17 protein-coding genes are annotated in these 17364 nt (G+C 47.3%); 5 read left to right on the top strand and 12 right to left on the bottom strand.

Translation table 11 applies throughout. The features are described 5' to 3' along the window. Position 1: 1 nt before the first annotated feature. The 9 genes from JGK39_RS09055 to JGK39_RS09015 form a co-directional block, all read right to left on the bottom strand. The gene (locus JGK39_RS09055; protein ID WP_293296755.1) at positions 2-1462 is read right to left on the bottom strand and encodes a DUF1802 family protein; all 1461 of its coding nucleotides are present in this window, start codon (positions 1460-1462) and stop codon (positions 2-4) included. Between the two features lie 2 nt (positions 1463-1464). Next, entirely contained in the window at positions 1465-2064 is a 600-nt protein-coding gene (locus tag JGK39_RS09050; RefSeq protein ID WP_293296753.1) for a hypothetical protein, read from the bottom strand. Between the two features lie 84 nt (positions 2065-2148). Next, a complete protein-coding gene (locus JGK39_RS09045; RefSeq protein WP_293296752.1) occupies positions 2149-3441 on the bottom strand; it encodes a P-loop NTPase fold protein in 1293 nt (430 codons plus the stop codon). 47 nt (positions 3442-3488) lie between these two features. Continuing rightward, the gene (locus tag JGK39_RS09040) at positions 3489-4211 is read right to left on the bottom strand and encodes a hypothetical protein (protein ID WP_293248305.1); all 723 of its coding nucleotides are present in this window, start codon (positions 4209-4211) and stop codon (positions 3489-3491) included. A gap of 369 nt (positions 4212-4580) precedes the next feature. Then, positions 4581-4997 (bottom strand): NUDIX domain-containing protein, encoded by a 417-nt coding sequence (locus JGK39_RS09035; protein WP_293248309.1) that lies wholly within the window; start codon positions 4995-4997, stop codon positions 4581-4583. A gap of 219 nt (positions 4998-5216) precedes the next feature. Next, complete coding sequence (locus tag JGK39_RS09030; protein ID WP_293248323.1) at positions 5217-5999, bottom strand: peptidase; 783 nt, start codon at positions 5997-5999, stop codon at positions 5217-5219. Positions 6000-6045: 46 nt separating this feature from the next. Continuing rightward, entirely contained in the window at positions 6046-6285 is a 240-nt protein-coding gene (gene secG, locus JGK39_RS09025; RefSeq protein ID WP_293155559.1) for a preprotein translocase subunit SecG, read from the bottom strand. A gap of 327 nt (positions 6286-6612) precedes the next feature. After that, the gene (gene gpmI / locus JGK39_RS09020) at positions 6613-8214 is read right to left on the bottom strand and encodes a 2,3-bisphosphoglycerate-independent phosphoglycerate mutase (protein WP_293248326.1); all 1602 of its coding nucleotides are present in this window, start codon (positions 8212-8214) and stop codon (positions 6613-6615) included. A 422-nt stretch (positions 8215-8636) separates the two neighbouring features. Continuing rightward, entirely contained in the window at positions 8637-9290 is a 654-nt protein-coding gene (locus tag JGK39_RS09015) for a retropepsin-like aspartic protease (protein ID WP_293248329.1), read from the bottom strand. Positions 9291-9515: 225 nt separating this feature from the next. Between JGK39_RS09015 and JGK39_RS09010 the strand changes: the two genes are divergently transcribed. The 4 genes from JGK39_RS09010 (at position 9516) to JGK39_RS08995 (ending at position 13105) form a co-directional block, all read left to right on the top strand. Further along, complete coding sequence (locus JGK39_RS09010; protein WP_293248332.1) at positions 9516-11003, top strand: hypothetical protein; 1488 nt, start codon at positions 9516-9518, stop codon at positions 11001-11003. Then, positions 11003-11785 (top strand): MORN motif-containing protein, encoded by a 783-nt coding sequence (locus tag JGK39_RS09005; protein ID WP_293248335.1) that lies wholly within the window; start codon positions 11003-11005, stop codon positions 11783-11785. The genes JGK39_RS09010 and JGK39_RS09005 overlap by 1 nt, the downstream gene beginning before the upstream one ends. Positions 11786-11833: 48 nt before the next feature. After that, a complete protein-coding gene (locus tag JGK39_RS09000) occupies positions 11834-12457 on the top strand; it encodes a DUF6391 domain-containing protein (protein ID WP_293248338.1) in 624 nt (207 codons plus the stop codon). Between the two features lie 189 nt (positions 12458-12646). Next, the gene (locus JGK39_RS08995; RefSeq protein WP_293248341.1) at positions 12647-13105 is read left to right on the top strand and encodes a hypothetical protein; all 459 of its coding nucleotides are present in this window, start codon (positions 12647-12649) and stop codon (positions 13103-13105) included. Positions 13106-13182: 77 nt separating this feature from the next. Here the strand turns inward: JGK39_RS08995 and JGK39_RS08990 are convergent, their stop codons facing one another. Then, positions 13183-13374: a hypothetical protein gene (locus JGK39_RS08990; protein WP_293248344.1), complete on the bottom strand. Its 192-nt coding sequence runs from the start codon at positions 13372-13374 to the stop codon at positions 13183-13185. 55 nt (positions 13375-13429) lie between these two features. On the opposite strand from JGK39_RS08990, the gene cax reads away from it, so the two are divergent. Further along, positions 13430-14521: a calcium/proton exchanger gene (cax, locus tag JGK39_RS08985; protein WP_293296751.1), complete on the top strand. Its 1092-nt coding sequence runs from the start codon at positions 13430-13432 to the stop codon at positions 14519-14521. Between the two features lie 292 nt (positions 14522-14813). Here cax and JGK39_RS08980 read toward each other — a convergent pair whose 3' ends face one another. After that, on the bottom strand, positions 14814-15467 hold the full coding sequence (locus JGK39_RS08980; RefSeq protein WP_293248350.1) for a hypothetical protein: 654 nt from the start codon (positions 15465-15467) through the stop codon (positions 14814-14816). Between the two features lie 215 nt (positions 15468-15682). After that, on the bottom strand, positions 15683-17347 hold the full coding sequence (locus tag JGK39_RS08975) for a DUF655 domain-containing protein (protein WP_293296749.1): 1665 nt from the start codon (positions 17345-17347) through the stop codon (positions 15683-15685). Between the last annotated feature and the right edge of the window lie 17 nt (positions 17348-17364).

The raw sequence follows: 17364 nt of genomic DNA, 5'->3' as shown, positions 1-17364 counted from the left end.
CTCAATCATCCAGCAGCAAGTCGCGCAGGAAATAAAAGCGATCGCGCCCTAAATTCTCGCCTTTAATTCGCCCTGCATAACCTGTCAGTGGAGAAGAAAGTTCTACTAAAATTTCGTGCAACTCTTCGCGGGACAACCTCTTGGGTGGGTTAGACATTGAATAGGCACCGCTAAGAGCATCGACACTTGCTTGTTCAGAACCTGTAGTTTCTAAATACTTTTTAAGAATAGAAAGAACGTGCGATCGCACTTTAATTTCTTGTTCAACTTGCTCAATATATTTAGCAACTTCATCATCAGATTGTCCCGGTTTTAAGTATTCTTTCAGTTTAAATAAGTCCACCGAGTTAGGATAGTTGCTTTGAAGTTTAACCAATTTTTCAAGCGTCTCAGGGTTCATAATAGCCATACCGTGTAATTGAGCTGCATCCTTAAGTTGAGAAGTAGGTTCGCCCGGGCCAATAATCAACTTAGTTACTCTTCTGAGTAATGCTGGATCTCTCAGGCGTAGGGTTCCTAAATTCAGCAATTGAACTGCTGTATCGTTAGGGATTTTTTTACCCGCTTTGCACTCACCAACCAGAGGATAAGGTTTTGAGCAGAATAAATCTAAGCCGCCAGCACCACCTCTGTGAGCATAATCTATGGTAAATCCCAAAAACTCAAGGCTATCGCGCACTACAATTTCAAAGTCTGTTCCTGCTTGATAGTTGCTTCTGTCTGTATCTAGTTCTTTGGTGCGATTTCCCAAAGCTGCTATGGTATTTATCCAAGATAAATCCGGTTTGATTGGTTTTACAGGCTTATCGCTACTCCAACCTAGAAATATTTTGATTTCTGCGTCTAGTTGTTTGGCTTTTGGGTTGGTGGTGGATAAATGCACTAATGCACTTTGCAACTCTTCCAATTCTGGATAATCGGGAGGCTCTAGTTTTTCCAGCTTTTGACGGCGTTTGGCAAAGATAGACTCGCTCAACACTGGCGTTGAATCAGTAACATTTAGGGATTTTGGCAAAGAGACAAAATTGCCGCTGGGATGCACTGGCATTTCCAGCGGCTGAGGTAGCAAATAAACCCGCAGGTAAGCTACAAAAATAAAAGGACGCTGCTGGATAATTTGCTGTAATGCCTCTGTTTTCCAAATGGTTAACCGCGACAAAGCCTCTAATGATTCCGGCTCATTCACCATTTGGCACAATTCGCACCTAGCCCAAGCTTTGATCGAAACTCGATCTGAATTTAACTGAGCAAGTGCCTTTTGAGCAGCGGGTAAAAAATGCGATCGATAATGTCGATCGCCAGATAGCAAATCAACCGACAAATTGGCTGGATACAAAGCAAATGTCCGCCCCGGATTCAGAAAAATCCGAGGCATAGCTGCAATCATTCGTCCTTGGATTAAAGCCTCAATATCTGGATTTGGTAAAGCCAGAGCAGTTTGAAGCAAAATAGATTTGCTCATGCTTAATTAAATAGGTCGTTGAGATCGGCATCATCAGTATCTTCAATGCTGGGAGGGTTAAAAATGTCTTCTAAAAGTAGGCTTTCATCATCATCGTCAACCGCAGGCATTTCACCAGACGGATCGCTCAAAATTTCCCGCAGTAAAAGATTGTCAAAAGCGAGCTGCTTCTGAGATATGAAATCAAAAATCTGGTCTTCTGTTAAATGGTAATCCCGGCATTTTTTACAAACAGCACGCAAAGCCATCAGCGGTTTTATTTGCTCTTCAATCAAATACACGACCTCACCGCCTTTTTCTACTGATACGAGTTCCTCTAGTAGCTTGTAGGCTTTAGAAGTTTTCTTGATATTTTCTATTTTGGATTGGGAACGCACTAAACAACCGCGCGTCAAATCAAAGGTTTGATAATCAATTAAGCGCTTTAATGCAGCAACTAATTCAGATTGAGAAGATTGGATAATTGCAACACCAATCTTGATAGCTCTTCCGTTTTCGGTACCAATTATCTTGAATCCAATCCAACCCGCATTTTTTGCCTTTGGCTTAATCTCTGCGGTAATATCATCAATTGTTACCTTGTCCACCGTCTGACCTTTCAAGGTTTCAAAGCCAAAGTAAATAGCCTTAGCAATTGTGGAATTATCCTCCATATCCTCTCGGATGTCTGCCTCAAGTTCTTTGGTTCAAGCCAACTCAAACCGCTCAACAGGATCTTCTGGAAGTTCAGGCATTGGAGGCATAAAAACTTTAAAATTCTCCGCACACCATGTCAAAGCTTCGCGTACAGTTGGCTTACCTCTGCCATATTCTCTCAGTTGACTTTCCTCAAATGGGTAGACCGGATGAGGAGGATTTAAGTTTCTGACCTGATAAAAATCTTGCAACCATAATTTGACTAAATCAACTAAAGAATCGCCATTCAAGTATTTTAAATCGATTGGTTTTCGCTGCGTGTATGTTGAAACTCGCTCAAGTATACTGGTAGGCATCAAGTTAACTGTTATCCACGTATCTGGTGCCATTACTGTGATAATAACCAAACCTTGACCGAGATCGGAGTGTTCGAGAGTATCGTACAAACGCTTAACTAGATCAGCAATTACCTGCGGTGTTGTCAAGCCATCATCTCTACAGCTTGTATTTACATCTATTTCATCAAAACAAATGATTACAGGACGGTAGTAACTCACCAAATTTAAAATTTTCTGGACATTGTTAAGAGATTCTACTTCTCTATCCTGATTAGTCTTGCCGGAATTAGTCGGCAATCCTAGTTCCTCAGCTTTAGATTTATCTAACTCTTCACCAGACAACCATTTGATAGCAAAAGGTGTTTCAGTTTCTGATAATGTCCACAAAACAGCTCGAAGAATATAAGGGTCTACATTTGATCTTATCCTAAGGAATTGCTTAGTTAGGGCTTTCATGTAATTTTTATTTTTAGTAGCCCAACTAGCACATACTTGATCAAATTGATCGAGTAGTTTTTGAGGAGAAAGATTTGGTGTAGCAGGATTAATAGCTTTGAAACATTCGTTAGCCATTGCTGCTGCTATTTCCTGGCATTGCATGACACCTTGGCTACTTATTCGACTTAAACTGTTAACTAAAGTTTGCTGAAATTGGTATTTGATAAAGTTCAAGTCTGTGTAATTATTAACACTCGCATAAACGAATAAAGCATTACCATTGCTTTCTAGCCTCTGGCGAGTACGATTCAAAATGTGGCTTTTACCCACTCCCATTGAAGCAGTTAATACCAGTGAACTCACCTTTTCTTGACTAGATTGACTTGTCTTTACTTTTTCAACTGCCTGAAAAATTGCATCGGAAGCATGAGCATTTAGAGTAGGAAGATCGGGGAATCCTTTCCCCCAAACATCTTGCTCTTTGACAATGCCAGCTTTGCTAAATGGATTGTGATTTTGAATTGCAGCATTCAGGGCTTCTATCGGGGAAACTGGTATATTGTTCATGGTTATCGGGTGTGAGGTAACGAACTACAAAAAGATTGAGAACAATTTTATGGATTTAAGCGCTTGGCGTAGTAACGCAATGTACCACCAGGAATGATGATTGAGTCTTCACGTTTATCTGGGGTGATGTCTGGGATTTCCCCTGCCATTAGCTGAAAAATATCATTAGCCTGCATTTCCAACAGCCACTCGTTAAACTCCGATCGCCCTACCCTTTCCCCGATCGCCCGCCGCATCCGATAAATCGGCACTAAATCGTCTAAGTTATAATCCCGGTTCAAGCTGTCGTACACATCGATCGCCACAGCCTTAAAATCGTCATAGGAGGCGATCGCCCCTCCATCCTTCTTCCCCGTCTCCACAGCAACAGCCGCCGCACCATCCTGATGCCGAATCCACTTCAGCAGAGCATTTCCCAGCCGAGTACCGATTTGAGAACCATCAAACTCAAACAGAGAATCCCGACTTTTCAAGCCCTGCGCTAAAACCTCTTTCCCCTTCGCGCTCAACTCCACCCGCGTCACCCGATTTACCAGCGAATACTCGATCGCCCCAGATTCCTGCAACTCGCCGAGCACACCCTGATATTTCACACTCGTCTCATTAGTACGCACAATCCGCTTAGTCAAATCCCCCTTTTTAACCGGAATCTGACCGCCGCCCAAATCCCACAAATTCAGCAATACCCGAACTTTCGCCTTCGCATCCCAAACCGCTTGCTCTTCGGGTGTCAAAGTCTCAGACACCGCAATTTCATTTTGCTCAGACATATGTATACCTTTAAATCCCTATTGTTAGTATCAAATTTTACCAGAAATCTTGGTAAAAAAATCTCAACTTGTCAGCAAAATAGGGCGCGAGGCAGAGTATAACTGATACGAATTTTATTGATAAATAATTAGTCTTGACTAAGATTTCATTATTTGATACAATAACTGGTTGGACGAGCGATCGCACTTCAAAATATCTACAGTCAATAAGAGCCATCGAACATTTCAATAAGAGCGATCGGCATCAGAAACCAGAACAGAACTGATAAACTGTTCTACACTTAAATTGTGTGTGAAAAATTAATCAAACTCTTGTGGGACGTTGCTCCGAGCATCGCCCCAAAAATTAAATGTAAATCCCCCCGACTCTTATCTCCCATCTAAAAATGCCTGAACCTCCCCGAACATAAGGCGGTTCGCATCAAAAGTAATTAACTTAACAGCTTCCTCAGCAGAAACCCAAGCATGATTTTGAACTTCCTCCACTTGCAAAACCACATCCATCGAACTAACAAAGCCTAAAAAATAAGTCACAGCTTTGTCAATTTGCTCGCCATCCTTCACAAAAGAGTAATGTTCCGTAAAACTCGGTTCATCCAGCATTTCAAAATCCGATATCCCAGTTTCCTCCGCAAATTCTCGCCTAGCCGTTTCCGCTGGAGATTCCCCCGGATTCGCGTGACCTTTAGGAAACGCCCAATGTCCTGCTTGATGTTGAATCAACAAAAACAAACGGTCGGCTTCTTTTCCAAAGATTGGGACAATTCCAAAACATTCATCTTTCATTTCTATTCTGTTCCCTATTAACTATCAGGTTCTTTATAAGGTTCGTAGTGAGGACTTCATTCCTGTGATGAAAGATGCGGACTAAAGTCCTCACTACAAACCTATTTAATTGTTCGTAGTGAGGACTTCATTCCTGTGATGAAAGATGCGGACTAAAGTCCTCACTACGAACCTATTTGATTGTGTTTGTTAGCGCCGAGTTGATATTACAACCAAAAACTACAATTCCCACCCCAAACGAGTCGGCTGCTGATAAACCCGCTTCAAAGTATTAACATCCCTCGCAGAAATAGCCGGAGGATTCCGCACCTGAGAAAAATAAAGCACATCAGTTTCCAGCAAACTGTGGCCCCAAATTCCCAAAGCGTGCCCCAACTCGTGCCGCGCCGTCGCCGGAACATACTTACCCACTTGATTCGGATTCAAATAAACCACAAACCGATGAGATAAAACAGTTTTCTCCCCGTCCAGACGATTGTACAACTCATAGGTGGCTTCCCCAGAGCGCGATCGCAAAAGCCCTTGACGCAAAGGCGGAGCCTGACGTAAAATTCTAATATCAGCCACCTCCGAACTATCCACCACTTCCAAAGGCAAATAAACCGCCCATTCCCTCACAACACCCAAGACGGCTGCTATCCATTCTTCAGACTTATTCCCATCAACGGGACGCTCCACATACACCTGAATGGGAAATTTCGACCATAGCAAATGACCGACATTTGGCTGTTTAATGCGATCGAAATAATCACCGCTATTAGTTGAATCTTGCCAATTCGCGAGCATTGGCGGCAAAGGGTGAACCTGTGGAGATGGCCAACTATTCGGGAGAGGAGAAAGAGAAAGACTCGCAGCCCGAGTATTAACCTGAGTCAAAATTATCAGGCTAAAACAACATAAAGCCAATCTCAAATCAGCCAGTAATCTATGTTTTCTCGTAACTTTCCACAACCGCATTTTTGCAACCGCATATAAACGCAAATAAACGCAGATGAACTTCATATTATCTGCGTCTGTCGGCGTTCATCTGCGGTTAAAAATCCGAATCTTATAACTTAGGAGTCAACCAACCAGCGCTCAAAATAATAGTCAAACCCATAAACACAATAGACAAGCCCCAAGTAATCCGGTTGAGAGTTGTTTCCGCACTCTTAGCGCTCGTAAATAATTGAGCTTGTCCGCCAATCCCTCCAATGCCATCGCCTTTAGGACTGTGCAGCAACACAAAAACTACAAGTCCTAAAGCAGACAAAGACCAGATAACTTGTAACACAGAAACAATATTCATAATTTGGGGTAATTGGTAATTAGTAATTGGCAATTCATTATCATATCAAATTTAGTCGATCGCACACAACCTCGCTTAGGGACACGGGACTGCCTCCGCTACGCTTCGCCCAGAGGTGTCGGCTTGACACGCTTTCGGTGCAGTCCGGCAGGGGTTTCAACCCCTGCCTCAAAGCTAAAGTCCTCTGAAGAGGACTGAGATAAGTTCTTCAGTCCTCTTCAGAGGACTTTAGCTATTAGCCAGGGACTTAAGTCCCTGGCGGTCTTTCGGGTTAACTCCATCCACCTCTGGGGACAGCGCCGTATCCCTACCTGTAACCCAGACTTGCTACAGCCGCACCCGCACCGGAGTGCGATTGGCGCGAACTTCAAATTCAGCCGATCGAATCATAGACTTTCCAGTCATCTCCGGGGGCTGAGGCAACCTCAACAGCTCCAGAACCGTCGGCGCCACATCAGCCAAACAACCGTCCGCCCTCAGAGCAACATTCCCTCCGTGACCCGGAATCTTCAGACCTTCGCCTTCTACTAAAATAAACGGCACCGGGTTAGTAGTGTGAGCCGTCCAAGGATTCCCATCCTCGTCAAACATCAACTCAGCATTGCCGTGGTCAGCAATAATAATTGCCGTTCCCCCAGCTTTGGAAATCCCGGTCAACAGTCGCCCCAAACATTTATCCACAGTTTGAATCGCAATTACCGTCGCATCCATCATCCCCGTATGACCGACCATATCCGGGTTAGCGTAGTTAAGCACCACAAAGGAATAAATCCGCTTGGACAAAGCCTCCAGCGCCACATCCGTCACCTCAGCGGCCGACATCTCCGGCGCCTCATCGTAAGTCGCCACCATCGGGCTCTGCACCAACTCGCGGTCTTCCCCCTCAAAAGGCTCTTCCAGACCCCCATTAAAAAAATAAGTCACGTGAGCGTACTTTTCTGTTTCCGCCGTCCGCAACTGCCGCAAACCGTGCTTAGAAATCACCTCGCCCAGAATATTGTTCAAATTCTGCGGTTCAAAAGCTACCAGTACCGACGACAGTTTGGGGTCGTACTGAGTAAAACTCGCAAAGGTCAGCGGCTCAATTAACTGCCGTTCAAAGCCCTTAAAATCTGGCGCTACAAAGACCTGAGTCAACTCTCTAGCCCTGTCGGGGCGAAAATTGAAAAAAATCATCCCATCCCCGGATGCTACCGCGCCTGGGGCAATGCGAGTCGGAACTGCAAACTCGTCGGTTACTCCGACCGCATAGGAGGCCTGCAACACATCAACTGCCGATCGACCGTCAGGCGCGCCCTCAACCGTCATCACCTCGTAAGCGCGGTGCACGCGATCCCAGCGTTTGTCCCTGTCCATGGCGTAATAGCGGCCGCTGACGGTAGCAATCCGACCCACTCCTACCTGTTTGATATAATCTTCTATCTTGCCTAAAGCTTCCACACCCTCTTTCGGAGTAGTATCGCGGCCGTCTGTAATCGCGTGGATGCAAACTTCAGTAATTCCCTGTGCCTTTGCTAGCTTTAGCAAGCCCAAAATGTGACTCAGGTGCGAGTGTACCCCACCTTCGGAACAAAGACCGGTCAGGTGCAACTTGCCGCCCCGGCGGCGCACTTCGGAGCAAAGCTGAACCAGCGCCCGGTTGTCTAGCAAAGATCCGTCTTCGACAGCATCAGAGATTCGCACTAACTCTTGAGGAACCACGCGGCCCGCGCCCAGATTCAAGTGACCGACTTCTGAGTTGCCCATTTGGCCGTCGGGAAGCCCTACCGCCCGACCTGATGTGTTAATCAGAGTTCTGGGATAAGCTGCCCAGAGACTGTCCATCACGGGTGTTTTCGCGGCGGCGATCGCATTTCCGTCTTTTTCTTCACGATAACCCCAGCCGTCTAGAATAATCAGCACTACAGGAGATACAGACGTTTGTGCCATGCGAATACCTTATTTAGAATAATTAATTTCTCGATCGTCATAATTGCCGATTTTGCGGAACATCTTGCGCTCATCTTTTTACAGATTTTTTACGGTCCGGCCCAACAACGCGAACAATAATTCCCTCAGCCACAGCATTTTGGGAACTAATTTCCACCCGATCGGCAAATTGTCTAATTGATTGCCTTGAACTGTGAATCCACCGTTGGAGACTGTTACTCGATCGCGCCAACAGCGGCCGTGCTTTTGCGGCCGGATTTTCCCGGATTGTTCAACGGTCTACTGCTCTGGAAACACTCAAAACAATACCACACTTGGCGGCGTTTTGCAAGTGCCTCAAGAAATAAATTAAACAGCCTTGACCGGGCTGCGAATAACTTTACAGTATGCGAATAAAAATTGGTTTCTGATTCGGCTCACTCTCAGCGAACATAAAATTCTACAACATCTTTTTTGATTTTGACATCGTAATTGCCAAAGAAATCGTGACCGAGCAGACCAATTTCCATTTGTTTGGCGATCGCCACTTCGACATTTTGGATCGCAGCACCCCCAACCCGAATCGATCGCACTACACCGATGGGGAACTCGACAATGCTACCGTCAGCGATCCCCGCTCTCGCGGTGCCCACGCGCCTCACTCCCAGCGCAGCAGCCATCCGCTGAGTAATTAAAGTGCCGCTCGCCCCGGTATCGACAATCATTTCAAAAGTCTTGTTACCGTTAAATACCACATCAATCACAGGTGTGCCACCCGCGCGGCGCTTGATTTTAGCTTGAAATACCTTTTGATTCCCACCAGAGGCTGGTTGATTGGCTGGCGGTTGGACACCAGGATTTGAGGTGCCCCTGCGAAACTGAGAATACACATTGCCACTTGTGGCTTCCGAGGCTGCTGTTAAAGTGCGATCGAGCTGCTGGGAACTCGCAGCGGGCATCAATGCCATCACCTTTGTTTCTGGCTGATGCGAACGAGCATTCACATTGCCGCTTCCCACCGATCCCAGACCTACCAAAACAGCCACAGAAACAATGCCCGATCGCCAAATCCGCTTGAGAATCACTTTTGCCACCATAACCATGCCCTAATTGATTCAATATGTCGAAGAACCACCGCCATTGATATCCTAACCCGATCCCGAAAACCCAGGGCCCGCTTCAACATCAAATCGTCCGGAAAACTTGGCAATTTAAAAGCGATCGCATACCATCAAACCAGGTAAACTGAAAAGCGGCAAATGGCAGCAACTGCAATTGCCATTTGGATCACTTAAAAGTCAGGCGTTTGGGGACGATCGGCAATGCGTAAACTTTTATATTTTGCAACTATAGGAATGCTGGCTTTCTCGATCGGGGGATGTGGCGGCGACGGGGGTGGCGACACAGCCAGTCCCACTCCTACTCCTAGTCTCAGTCCGGGTGCAACACCAGGATCACCAGCAGCCAACGCTCCCGGAACTCCTGGTGCGGCAAGTCCCACACCAGGAGCTCAGACATTCCCCTCCCCAGTAGTAGCGGCCCAGCCCCCCGGCTTGATCCGATCGACAAACCCTGACGATCGCGCCAGACAAGCTCAAGCAGACATTGATGGCAAAAAGACAGCCCCGAGGGCAATTCCACAGACCCCTGTCCCCGGTCAAGCAAATGACCCATTCTCAGTCCTTCCCCCTCAACCACTCAAAACAGACGGTGGCGGGACAGCGGGCAACGAACTCCCCAACCTCCCAGTCAGACAAGTTCCAAATCTGCCCAAGCTACCGGACGAGAAAAACCCGCCTCAGTGGACGCCAGCACCGGGAGCGAACAGGGCACGGGGCGGCGGGACAGTTGCGGAACTTCCTAAACCTCAAAGCCCCGCACAGGTGTCAAGTCTTCCCAACCTGCCGCTAACCCCCATACCCCAATGGCTGCCACCAATTTCAGCGCGTCCCCAAGCAGCCCCCGGACGCCCCGGAGCCAGACCGGCAGGCTCCCCAAACGTCGCAGGAAATCCGGCATCAATACCGGGAGTACCCTCTATACCGGGCATCCCAACAGGCTCGACCGGCGGCACCGGAACCAGACCAGGACGCCCCGGAACCAGACCAGCAGGTTCCCCAAACGTCGCAGGAAATCCGGCATCAATACCGGGAGTGCCATCAATACCGGGCTTCCCAACAGGCACCACCGGCGGCACCGGAACCAGACCAGGACGCCCCGGAACCAGACCAGCAGGTTCCCCAGACATAGCAGGAGCTCCGGCATCATCAATACCGGGAGTTCCCTCTATACCGGGCTTCCCAAGAGGCACGACGGCAAGCCCCCAAGGGACGCGACGACCAGGAGCGACACCGGGACGACCAGGAGCGACACCGGGACGCCCGCCAGCGATCGCCGCTCGCCCGCCGGGCCCGCCGCGCCCTCCCAGCATTCCCAACATCGCCACCAGAGAACTGCCGGGGCTGCCCAAGCTGCCCGAATTAACACCGCCGCCCTCGTGGCAAGACCCGAACCCGCCACCACCGCCCGCACCACCACCGCCACCGCCTTCGACAGACAATGCCAAAGGAGTTGAAGTTAGTGGCGTAGTCAGAGTTGGTAATGACATACTGGTAATTGTGAAAGCACCTAACGAGCCAACAAGTCGATATATCAAAGTAGGACAGCGGATTGCCAGCGGGCAGGTGCTAATCAAACGGGTTGATTTCAAATCAGGAGCCGATCCGATTGTGGTTCTAGAAGAAAACGGTGTAGAGGTTTCTAAAATTGTGGGAGAAAAATCTCCCCGAGTTGCTCAGAACCCAATTTAATGCAAAATTTAGCTCAATCCTTAGAAAGAAAATTGAGAACCGTCATGCTTCGCTCAATTAAACAACTCGGAATACTCATGTTGGTTGGCACGGGGGTAGGATACCTCTCACTGCTAGCCAACACTAAATCGTCATTGGCGGCGCCAGCAGCAGAACAAAAGCGCCCTCCGGTTTGCGAAGGCTCTCCCCCCAACGGTAGAGTCAGGTGCAACTACGAGAATGGCGACAATTATGAAGGAACTTTCGTCAACGGCAGACCTCAGGGACAAGGAATATACGTATACTCCAAGGGCGATCGCTATGAAGGACTGTTTCGTAACGGCGTACCCAACGGTCAAGGCACATTCCTGTTCGCCAACGATGACCGCATGGTGGGAGAGTTCCGCAACGGTCTGATCGTTAGGGGAGAAGCTATTTTTGCCACTGGCGATCGCTACAGGGGAACATTTGAAATTGTTCAAGCAATAGGCGGCGGGGCTGCTAGCAGCCAGCCGCACGGTCAAGGGCAATTTATCTTTGCTAGCGGCGATCGCTACGCCGGACAGTTTTTCGCAGGAAACCCGTTTGGTAGGGGAGTCTTCACCCGTGCGGACGGCACTCGCTGCGACGGTCAGTTTTTCAACGAACAGCTAGACGGTAAAGGTAGTTGCAGCTTCCCCAACGGCGTTCGCTACGAAGGCGAATTTCGCAAGGGACTGCCTCACGGTAGAGGCGTAATTACAGATGCTAAAGGCAGACGCTTTTCTGGAGAGTTTCGCGCAGGCAAGCGCGTTCAACCGTGAATCTCGCTTCTAAAATTTGCGATCGGACATTAGTGGAGGCCTTTTGACATGACGACAAATGCTGCTTCTAGTTCAGGGCACGCCAGTCAAATTCCTTTTGACTTTGCCCCGCAGCGGACTCAAGATGCTGACTTGTTACGACAGCTAGATTTTGTGCCCGGTTTGAAGGAAATCTTGACTTTGCGCCAAGTTCATGCCTTGGAACACGCTACGGTTTGGGTACTGGGCCAATCGGTTGGTACGCCGGCTGCAAGAGCGGATAATCAGTTATTGGGCGGAATGTCCACTGACCAAGGATTTTATCTGTACGGCCGCGTTAACATTGCACAGTTGCGTCATGCAGTGCAATTAGCTTTGCAGCGGATTGCCAGCGGAGAGTGGGATTTAGCCGTACATCCCCGCTGCGGTACCAACTTGTCGGTGGCAATGCTGCTGACTGCTGGACTGGCTGTCGGCATCAATTTAGCCCTGCCGAAGGGGCCCATCCTGCAACTTTTGGGTTTGGGTGCGGCGGCGGCGACAGCAGCTCAGTTAGCTCCCGATGTGGGGGCTCTGGCTCAGCGCTACGTAACAACTGCTATTCCGTTTAATTTGAGTATTGTTGATATTTCTGTCAGTCACGACTTCTGGGGACGGGAAGCTCATTTTGTGCGCGTGCGTTGGGTCCAATAGCTGCTGCCGGAATGTCCGAGTGGGAGATTGGGAGAGGGGAGGAGTGGGAGATTGGGAGATGAGAGAAATCTTATTTCTTCCTTCTTTCTTCCTTCCTTCTTTTTTAATTGTTCCTTCTTACTTCTTCTTTCTTTATTCGTTTAATTAGTGCTTTTAAGTCAGGACAATCCCACTTCATCCAACAAAATAATGTGCAAACTAGCGATCGACAAAACCTGGATAGCAAGCCTGCTGGCTGTTACCTTAGCCGTAGCAGGCAATAGTTTTTGGCTTTTCACCCAGAATGCAAGTTTGGCTGTCTCCATAGCCCAAACTAACGAACCAGAAAGAGTTCCCGACGGCAAGATGGTTCCCGTCAACGGCAAAGCCAATGTTAGATTAACGAATAAAACGAACGATCGACTATTTTATCAAGTAGTGGGACAAACTAACCGCCGCAGCTTAGCCGAAAATACCACAGTCGCGCTGCAAGCATTGACACTACCTGCATCAATTTTATTTAGGCGACAAGATGGCGCATTATTGAAAGTGAATCTGAAACCTGTTGGCGAAGGAACAGTAGAAGTAAGATTAGACGAGACAAATGATTTAGGTTTGGATAGAAAATCTTTAAGCATTCGCAAGGACGGCACGCTTTTTCTCAGATAGGACGGCCGTTGAAACCGCTTCTATAAAAACGAAGTCCGCCGGACGCCAACTCAAGAAGATCGCGTAATTTTAACCGCTCATTCTTCAACCCACGCACCATCTGGGTTTTGTTTGTATAGACGCGGTTTCAACCGCCCCGTCTTCTTATCAATCGCGTATCGATCTAAAAACCGCTCATTCTTCAACCCACGTCGCTGAGTGTATGTTTGACTTTCTGGCGGTTTCAACCGCCCGGTCTTCCGATCGATCGCGCATTGATATAAAATCAATTTGGCGATCGCCCCGGCAACTCGAAATCACCTTCAATACACCATCCGAGTCCCTATGTCAATCAAAAAAATTCTTTCCATAGCGCTGTTAATTTTCATCCCCATTTCCATCGCCGCCGAATATTTGCACTGGGGTTCTCTGGTAGTTTTCATCACCTCCGCCCTAGGCATTATACCTCTGGCTATTTGGTTGAGCACAGCAACAGAAGAAGTGGCGATCGTCACAGGGCCCTCCATCGGCGGCTTATTAAATGCAGTCTTCGGGAATGCTACGGAATTAATTATTGCCATAGTTGCCCTAAGAGCCGGCTTAATTGACATTGTGAAAGCCAGCATCACCGGCACAATTATCAGCAACTTGCTCTTAGTTATGGGATTGTCGATGCTGCTAGGGGGAATCCGCTACAAAGAACAAGAATTTAAGCCAGTTATCGCGCGGGTGAACGGTTCTACCATGACTCTAGCAGTGATTGCGATTCTGCTGCCGACGATGGTAATTTACACCTCGAATGGAGTGGAACCCGCAGCGATTCAGAATCTTTCGTTGATAACTGCGATCGTCCTCATTGCAGTTTACGCGCTAACCCTGCTATTTTCCTTAAAAACTCACAGCTACCTTTACGAAGTCGGCATACTAGAGTTAGAAGATGCTGAAAATACCGATGAATCTACTGCACACAAACCGAATTTGTGGCTGTGGCTGGGAGTGCTAGTCGCCTCAACAGTTGCCGTTGCTTTTGAATCAGAAATTTTCGTGGGGGTTGTCGAAGAAACTACCAAAGGATTGGGATTGACACCGCTGTTTACAGGTGTAATTTTGTTGCCGATTGTGGGCGGCGCGGCGGAATACGTAACGGCGGTGGGAGTGGCGATGAAAAATAATATGGATTTGTCAGTTTCCGTGGCGATGGGTTCGAGTTTGCTAGTTGCTTTGCTGGTAGCGCCGGTGTTGGTGATTATTGGATTAGTGATTCATCAGCCGATGGATTTAAACTTCAACCCGTTTGAAGTGGTTGCAGTTGCGATCGCAGTGACAATCGCTAATCTAATTAGTCTCGACGGGCGATCGAATTGGCTGGAAGGAGTGCTACTTTTAGCAACATATATTGTGTTAGCTGCGGCATTTTACTTTCACCCTGTTACTTGAACTAGGTTGGTAGTGAGGACTTTAGTCCTAATAAAATAGGTTGGTCAGGACTTTAGTCTTTGCTGCTAATTGGTCAAAGAAAGGACTGAAGTCCTCACTACGAACCTTTGGAATAAAGGACTGAAGTCCTCACTACAAACCTTTGGAATAAAGGACTGAAGTCCTCACTACGAACCTGTAGGGTGCGTCAGTTCGGAGTTCCTGAATAATCAATGAAAACAGGCTCTACTGACGCACCCTACTTTAACTAGCTGTTTCCTCGGCGGTTGGTATAACAAAAATTAGGCAGGAATTAGTACGGACAGCGACACTCTTGAACAGTAACACACTCTATTCTGCAACTTTTTCCTTTGCGTCTCCTCTCGCGACAATCAGCAGCATCCTGACATTGTGAGGTGACTTTGTTCTCACAAACTTGCTGGCGGGGAAAAGTACCTAAATTTTGTACAGAAACTTGAGCGGTAAGCGCACCCTGTTCTATAACTTGGTTATTTTCTTTGATTTCATAGGCAAATTTATTTTCGCCCTCTAAAACCGAAAAAGTTCTTGTTTTGTGACTGTTTGCTAATTTAAATCCAAAACTCTCGGAAAACTCACCTTTGTCATAACTTCTATCCGTGTAAGGATAGGGGTTAGTTTCCATGCCATCGGTCACATTTTTAATCAGCACTCTTCTGTTAGGGGCGGGGGGAGTCTTGCTGGAAACAAATCGAGCGCTTTGCGAATCAGGGGAGATGCCACTTCCGGGACACTGACCTACATATTCAACGCGCTTGAATTGAATCATGTTAATATTAAAACTGTTTTCGTTCTTTACCCGAAATTGTGCTTCGCTAGTCTGCTGGGCGCTGACTGTGAAAGCTGCTAGTGTGACTAAAATTGCACCAATCAAAAAAGCTAGGAATTTGATTGGTCGCTGGCCCGTAAAATATCTGGCGCGTTTCATCTCTTTATACCTCCAATATGAAAAAAGTGCATTTTATTTGAATGTAAGTTTAACTAGAAAGCTTAACTGTTGTCAAGATCGATAAAATAGGTTTGTAGTGAGGACTTTAGTCCTTCCTGGTTAGTCTCTCCACCAATGAATGAAGTATTCATGGTGCAGGTTTGTAGTTGCTAGATGATTAATTAATTAAATCACCATAGCTGACGCACCCTACTTTAAAATGTTACTCGATCGCGCCATTTGTCTATAGCCTTGTTTCCTACTCCTGGCAATCTTTCGACATCCTCCCAAGACTCAAAAGGCTGCTTTTCCCGCGCTGCAATAATTTTCTCGGCTAACTTCTGGCCAACCCCTGGCAAAGTTTCTAGTTCTTCTTGAGTCGCGCTATTCAAATTAATTAAGTTTTTACCACCACTTTGCGGTTGAGGATTCGCAGGTTTTGATGTTGCTTGGACTGATTTACACTCTTTTTGCTTAGCGTCAATTTTCTGTTTGATTCGGGCGGGAATTCCTAAGATTGCACCTTTGTAAAGCCGATCGAACTCCCGCTCAAAATGGGCCCCAACCGTCGGGCTGTCGATCGCCAATAATGTCTCATCATTCCCGTGATTTGCAGCCTCACTCCAGTTGTGAGAGCCTGTAAGCACGGTGTTTCCGTCGATAACGCCGAATTTGTGATGCAGGCGATCGCCCGTGGGTAACTGCGGCACTCCCACCGCAGTCAGCGGCTTTTTCCACGGGCGATTGTCCGCTTCTAAGCCGCCGCAATCCTGCATGAAAGTCGCCCCCATCATGTCTAAACCTTCGCTGTAAGGGCGATAAATGAAATTTGAGTCAATCAAAGCTCGCACCGCCACACCGCGCCTAGATTCAAGTTCTAGAGTATTTGACAACCGCTGAGCGGAAAATACAAATAGTGCCAAATTAACAGATTTTTTCGCCTTTGCTAAAGTGCGATTTATCAAACTGTTAACGCTTTGTTCCCAAGGTAAAGTCGCACTTGTTGGTGAAAATTGCACCGCAACTGTCGCATTACCAACTCTCACTTTTTGCACTTGACGAAACGGCTTTTTGATGCCAAACTTGCTATCCGGTTTGCCTCCGGGCCCGTCGCCCCACATAATGTTAAATTCTTGAGTAAATAGTTGAGCTAATTGAGGGCTGGCAATTTGCTGCAAATTGTTGGCATTGCCGCGACTTGCTGCTGTCTTGAAATCGCCGTGGATATCGCTTGTCGTAAAATTAGCCGAAGTTACGATGACTGTTTTGCCGTCAATTACCACAAATTTGTGATGCATCAAACCGCTGCCTTTGCTTCGGTCAGCGGTATCGTCAATTACAGGAATCCCGGCATCCTTGACAATTACCAAAGCATCGTTTTGCTTGATTTCTTCCGGGCTTAATTTGCCGTCTTTATTGGTATCGGCGAGTTGCAGAAATTCGCTGTAGCGATCGCGCTCTCGTTCCGGTAACTTTGCCAACTCTTGGGCTGTATAATCGCTCCAAGGGCGATTGTACATATGTTCGACAATTAATCTGACTTTAATTCCAGTGCGCGCGCGATCGGCCATTTTTCGCGCAATACCGGGCAAGCGAAACTCCTGAACCGCTACATCTACCGTCGATTCAGCACTGGCTACTGCCTCGGCGATTAACTTTTCTAAATCATCTCCAGCCCTAGTTTGTGCGCGGTAGGGTTCTGTATAACTCGAAGTGAGCGACTGATTGAAGTATACTTGCAAAAAGGGGTCTTGAGGCAGCGGAGCGAGAGTGGGAGGTAAATTCTGCACGTCCTGCTTTGCTTGTCCGCAAGCCGCCAGGGCGATCGCCAGCATTCCAACACAACACAAACCTGATAAATTAGAATAAAGTACATTCACAAAATTTAAAATTTTAT

Source organism: Microcoleus sp. PH2017_12_PCY_D_A, assembly GCF_020738565.1.
Classification (GTDB): Bacteria; Cyanobacteriota; Cyanobacteriia; order Cyanobacteriales; family Microcoleaceae; genus Microcoleus.
Note: the sequence above shows the minus strand (reverse complement) of the source record. Positions and strands in the feature narration are given on the sequence as shown.

Bases quoted from the DNA above. Each gene is read 5' to 3' on its own strand.
- JGK39_RS09055 (WP_293296755.1), bottom strand. From the start codon at position 1,462: ATGAGCAAATCTATTTTGCTTCAAACTGCTCTGGCTTTACCAAATCCA.
- JGK39_RS09045 (WP_293296752.1), bottom strand. From the start codon at position 3,441: ATGAACAATATACCAGTTTCCCCGATAGAAGCCCTGAATGCTGCAATT.
- JGK39_RS09040 (WP_293248305.1), bottom strand. From the start codon at position 4,211: ATGTCTGAGCAAAATGAAATTGCGGTGTCTGAGACTTTGACACCCGAA.
- JGK39_RS09035 (WP_293248309.1), bottom strand. From the start codon at position 4,997: ATGAAAGATGAATGTTTTGGAATTGTCCCAATCTTTGGAAAAGAAGCC.
- JGK39_RS09030 (WP_293248323.1), bottom strand. From the start codon at position 5,999: ATGAAGTTCATCTGCGTTTATTTGCGTTTATATGCGGTTGCAAAAATG.
- secG (WP_293155559.1), bottom strand. From the start codon at position 6,285: ATGAATATTGTTTCTGTGTTACAAGTTATCTGGTCTTTGTCTGCTTTA.
- gpmI (WP_293248326.1), bottom strand. From the start codon at position 8,214: ATGGCACAAACGTCTGTATCTCCTGTAGTGCTGATTATTCTAGACGGC.
- JGK39_RS09015 (WP_293248329.1), bottom strand. From the start codon at position 9,290: ATGGTGGCAAAAGTGATTCTCAAGCGGATTTGGCGATCGGGCATTGTT.
- JGK39_RS09010 (WP_293248332.1), top strand. From the start codon at position 9,516: ATGCGTAAACTTTTATATTTTGCAACTATAGGAATGCTGGCTTTCTCG.
- JGK39_RS09005 (WP_293248335.1), top strand. From the start codon at position 11,003: ATGCAAAATTTAGCTCAATCCTTAGAAAGAAAATTGAGAACCGTCATG.
- JGK39_RS09000 (WP_293248338.1), top strand. From the start codon at position 11,834: ATGACGACAAATGCTGCTTCTAGTTCAGGGCACGCCAGTCAAATTCCT.
- JGK39_RS08995 (WP_293248341.1), top strand. From the start codon at position 12,647: ATGTGCAAACTAGCGATCGACAAAACCTGGATAGCAAGCCTGCTGGCT.
- cax (WP_293296751.1), top strand. From the start codon at position 13,430: ATGTCAATCAAAAAAATTCTTTCCATAGCGCTGTTAATTTTCATCCCC.
- JGK39_RS08980 (WP_293248350.1), bottom strand. From the start codon at position 15,467: ATGAAACGCGCCAGATATTTTACGGGCCAGCGACCAATCAAATTCCTA.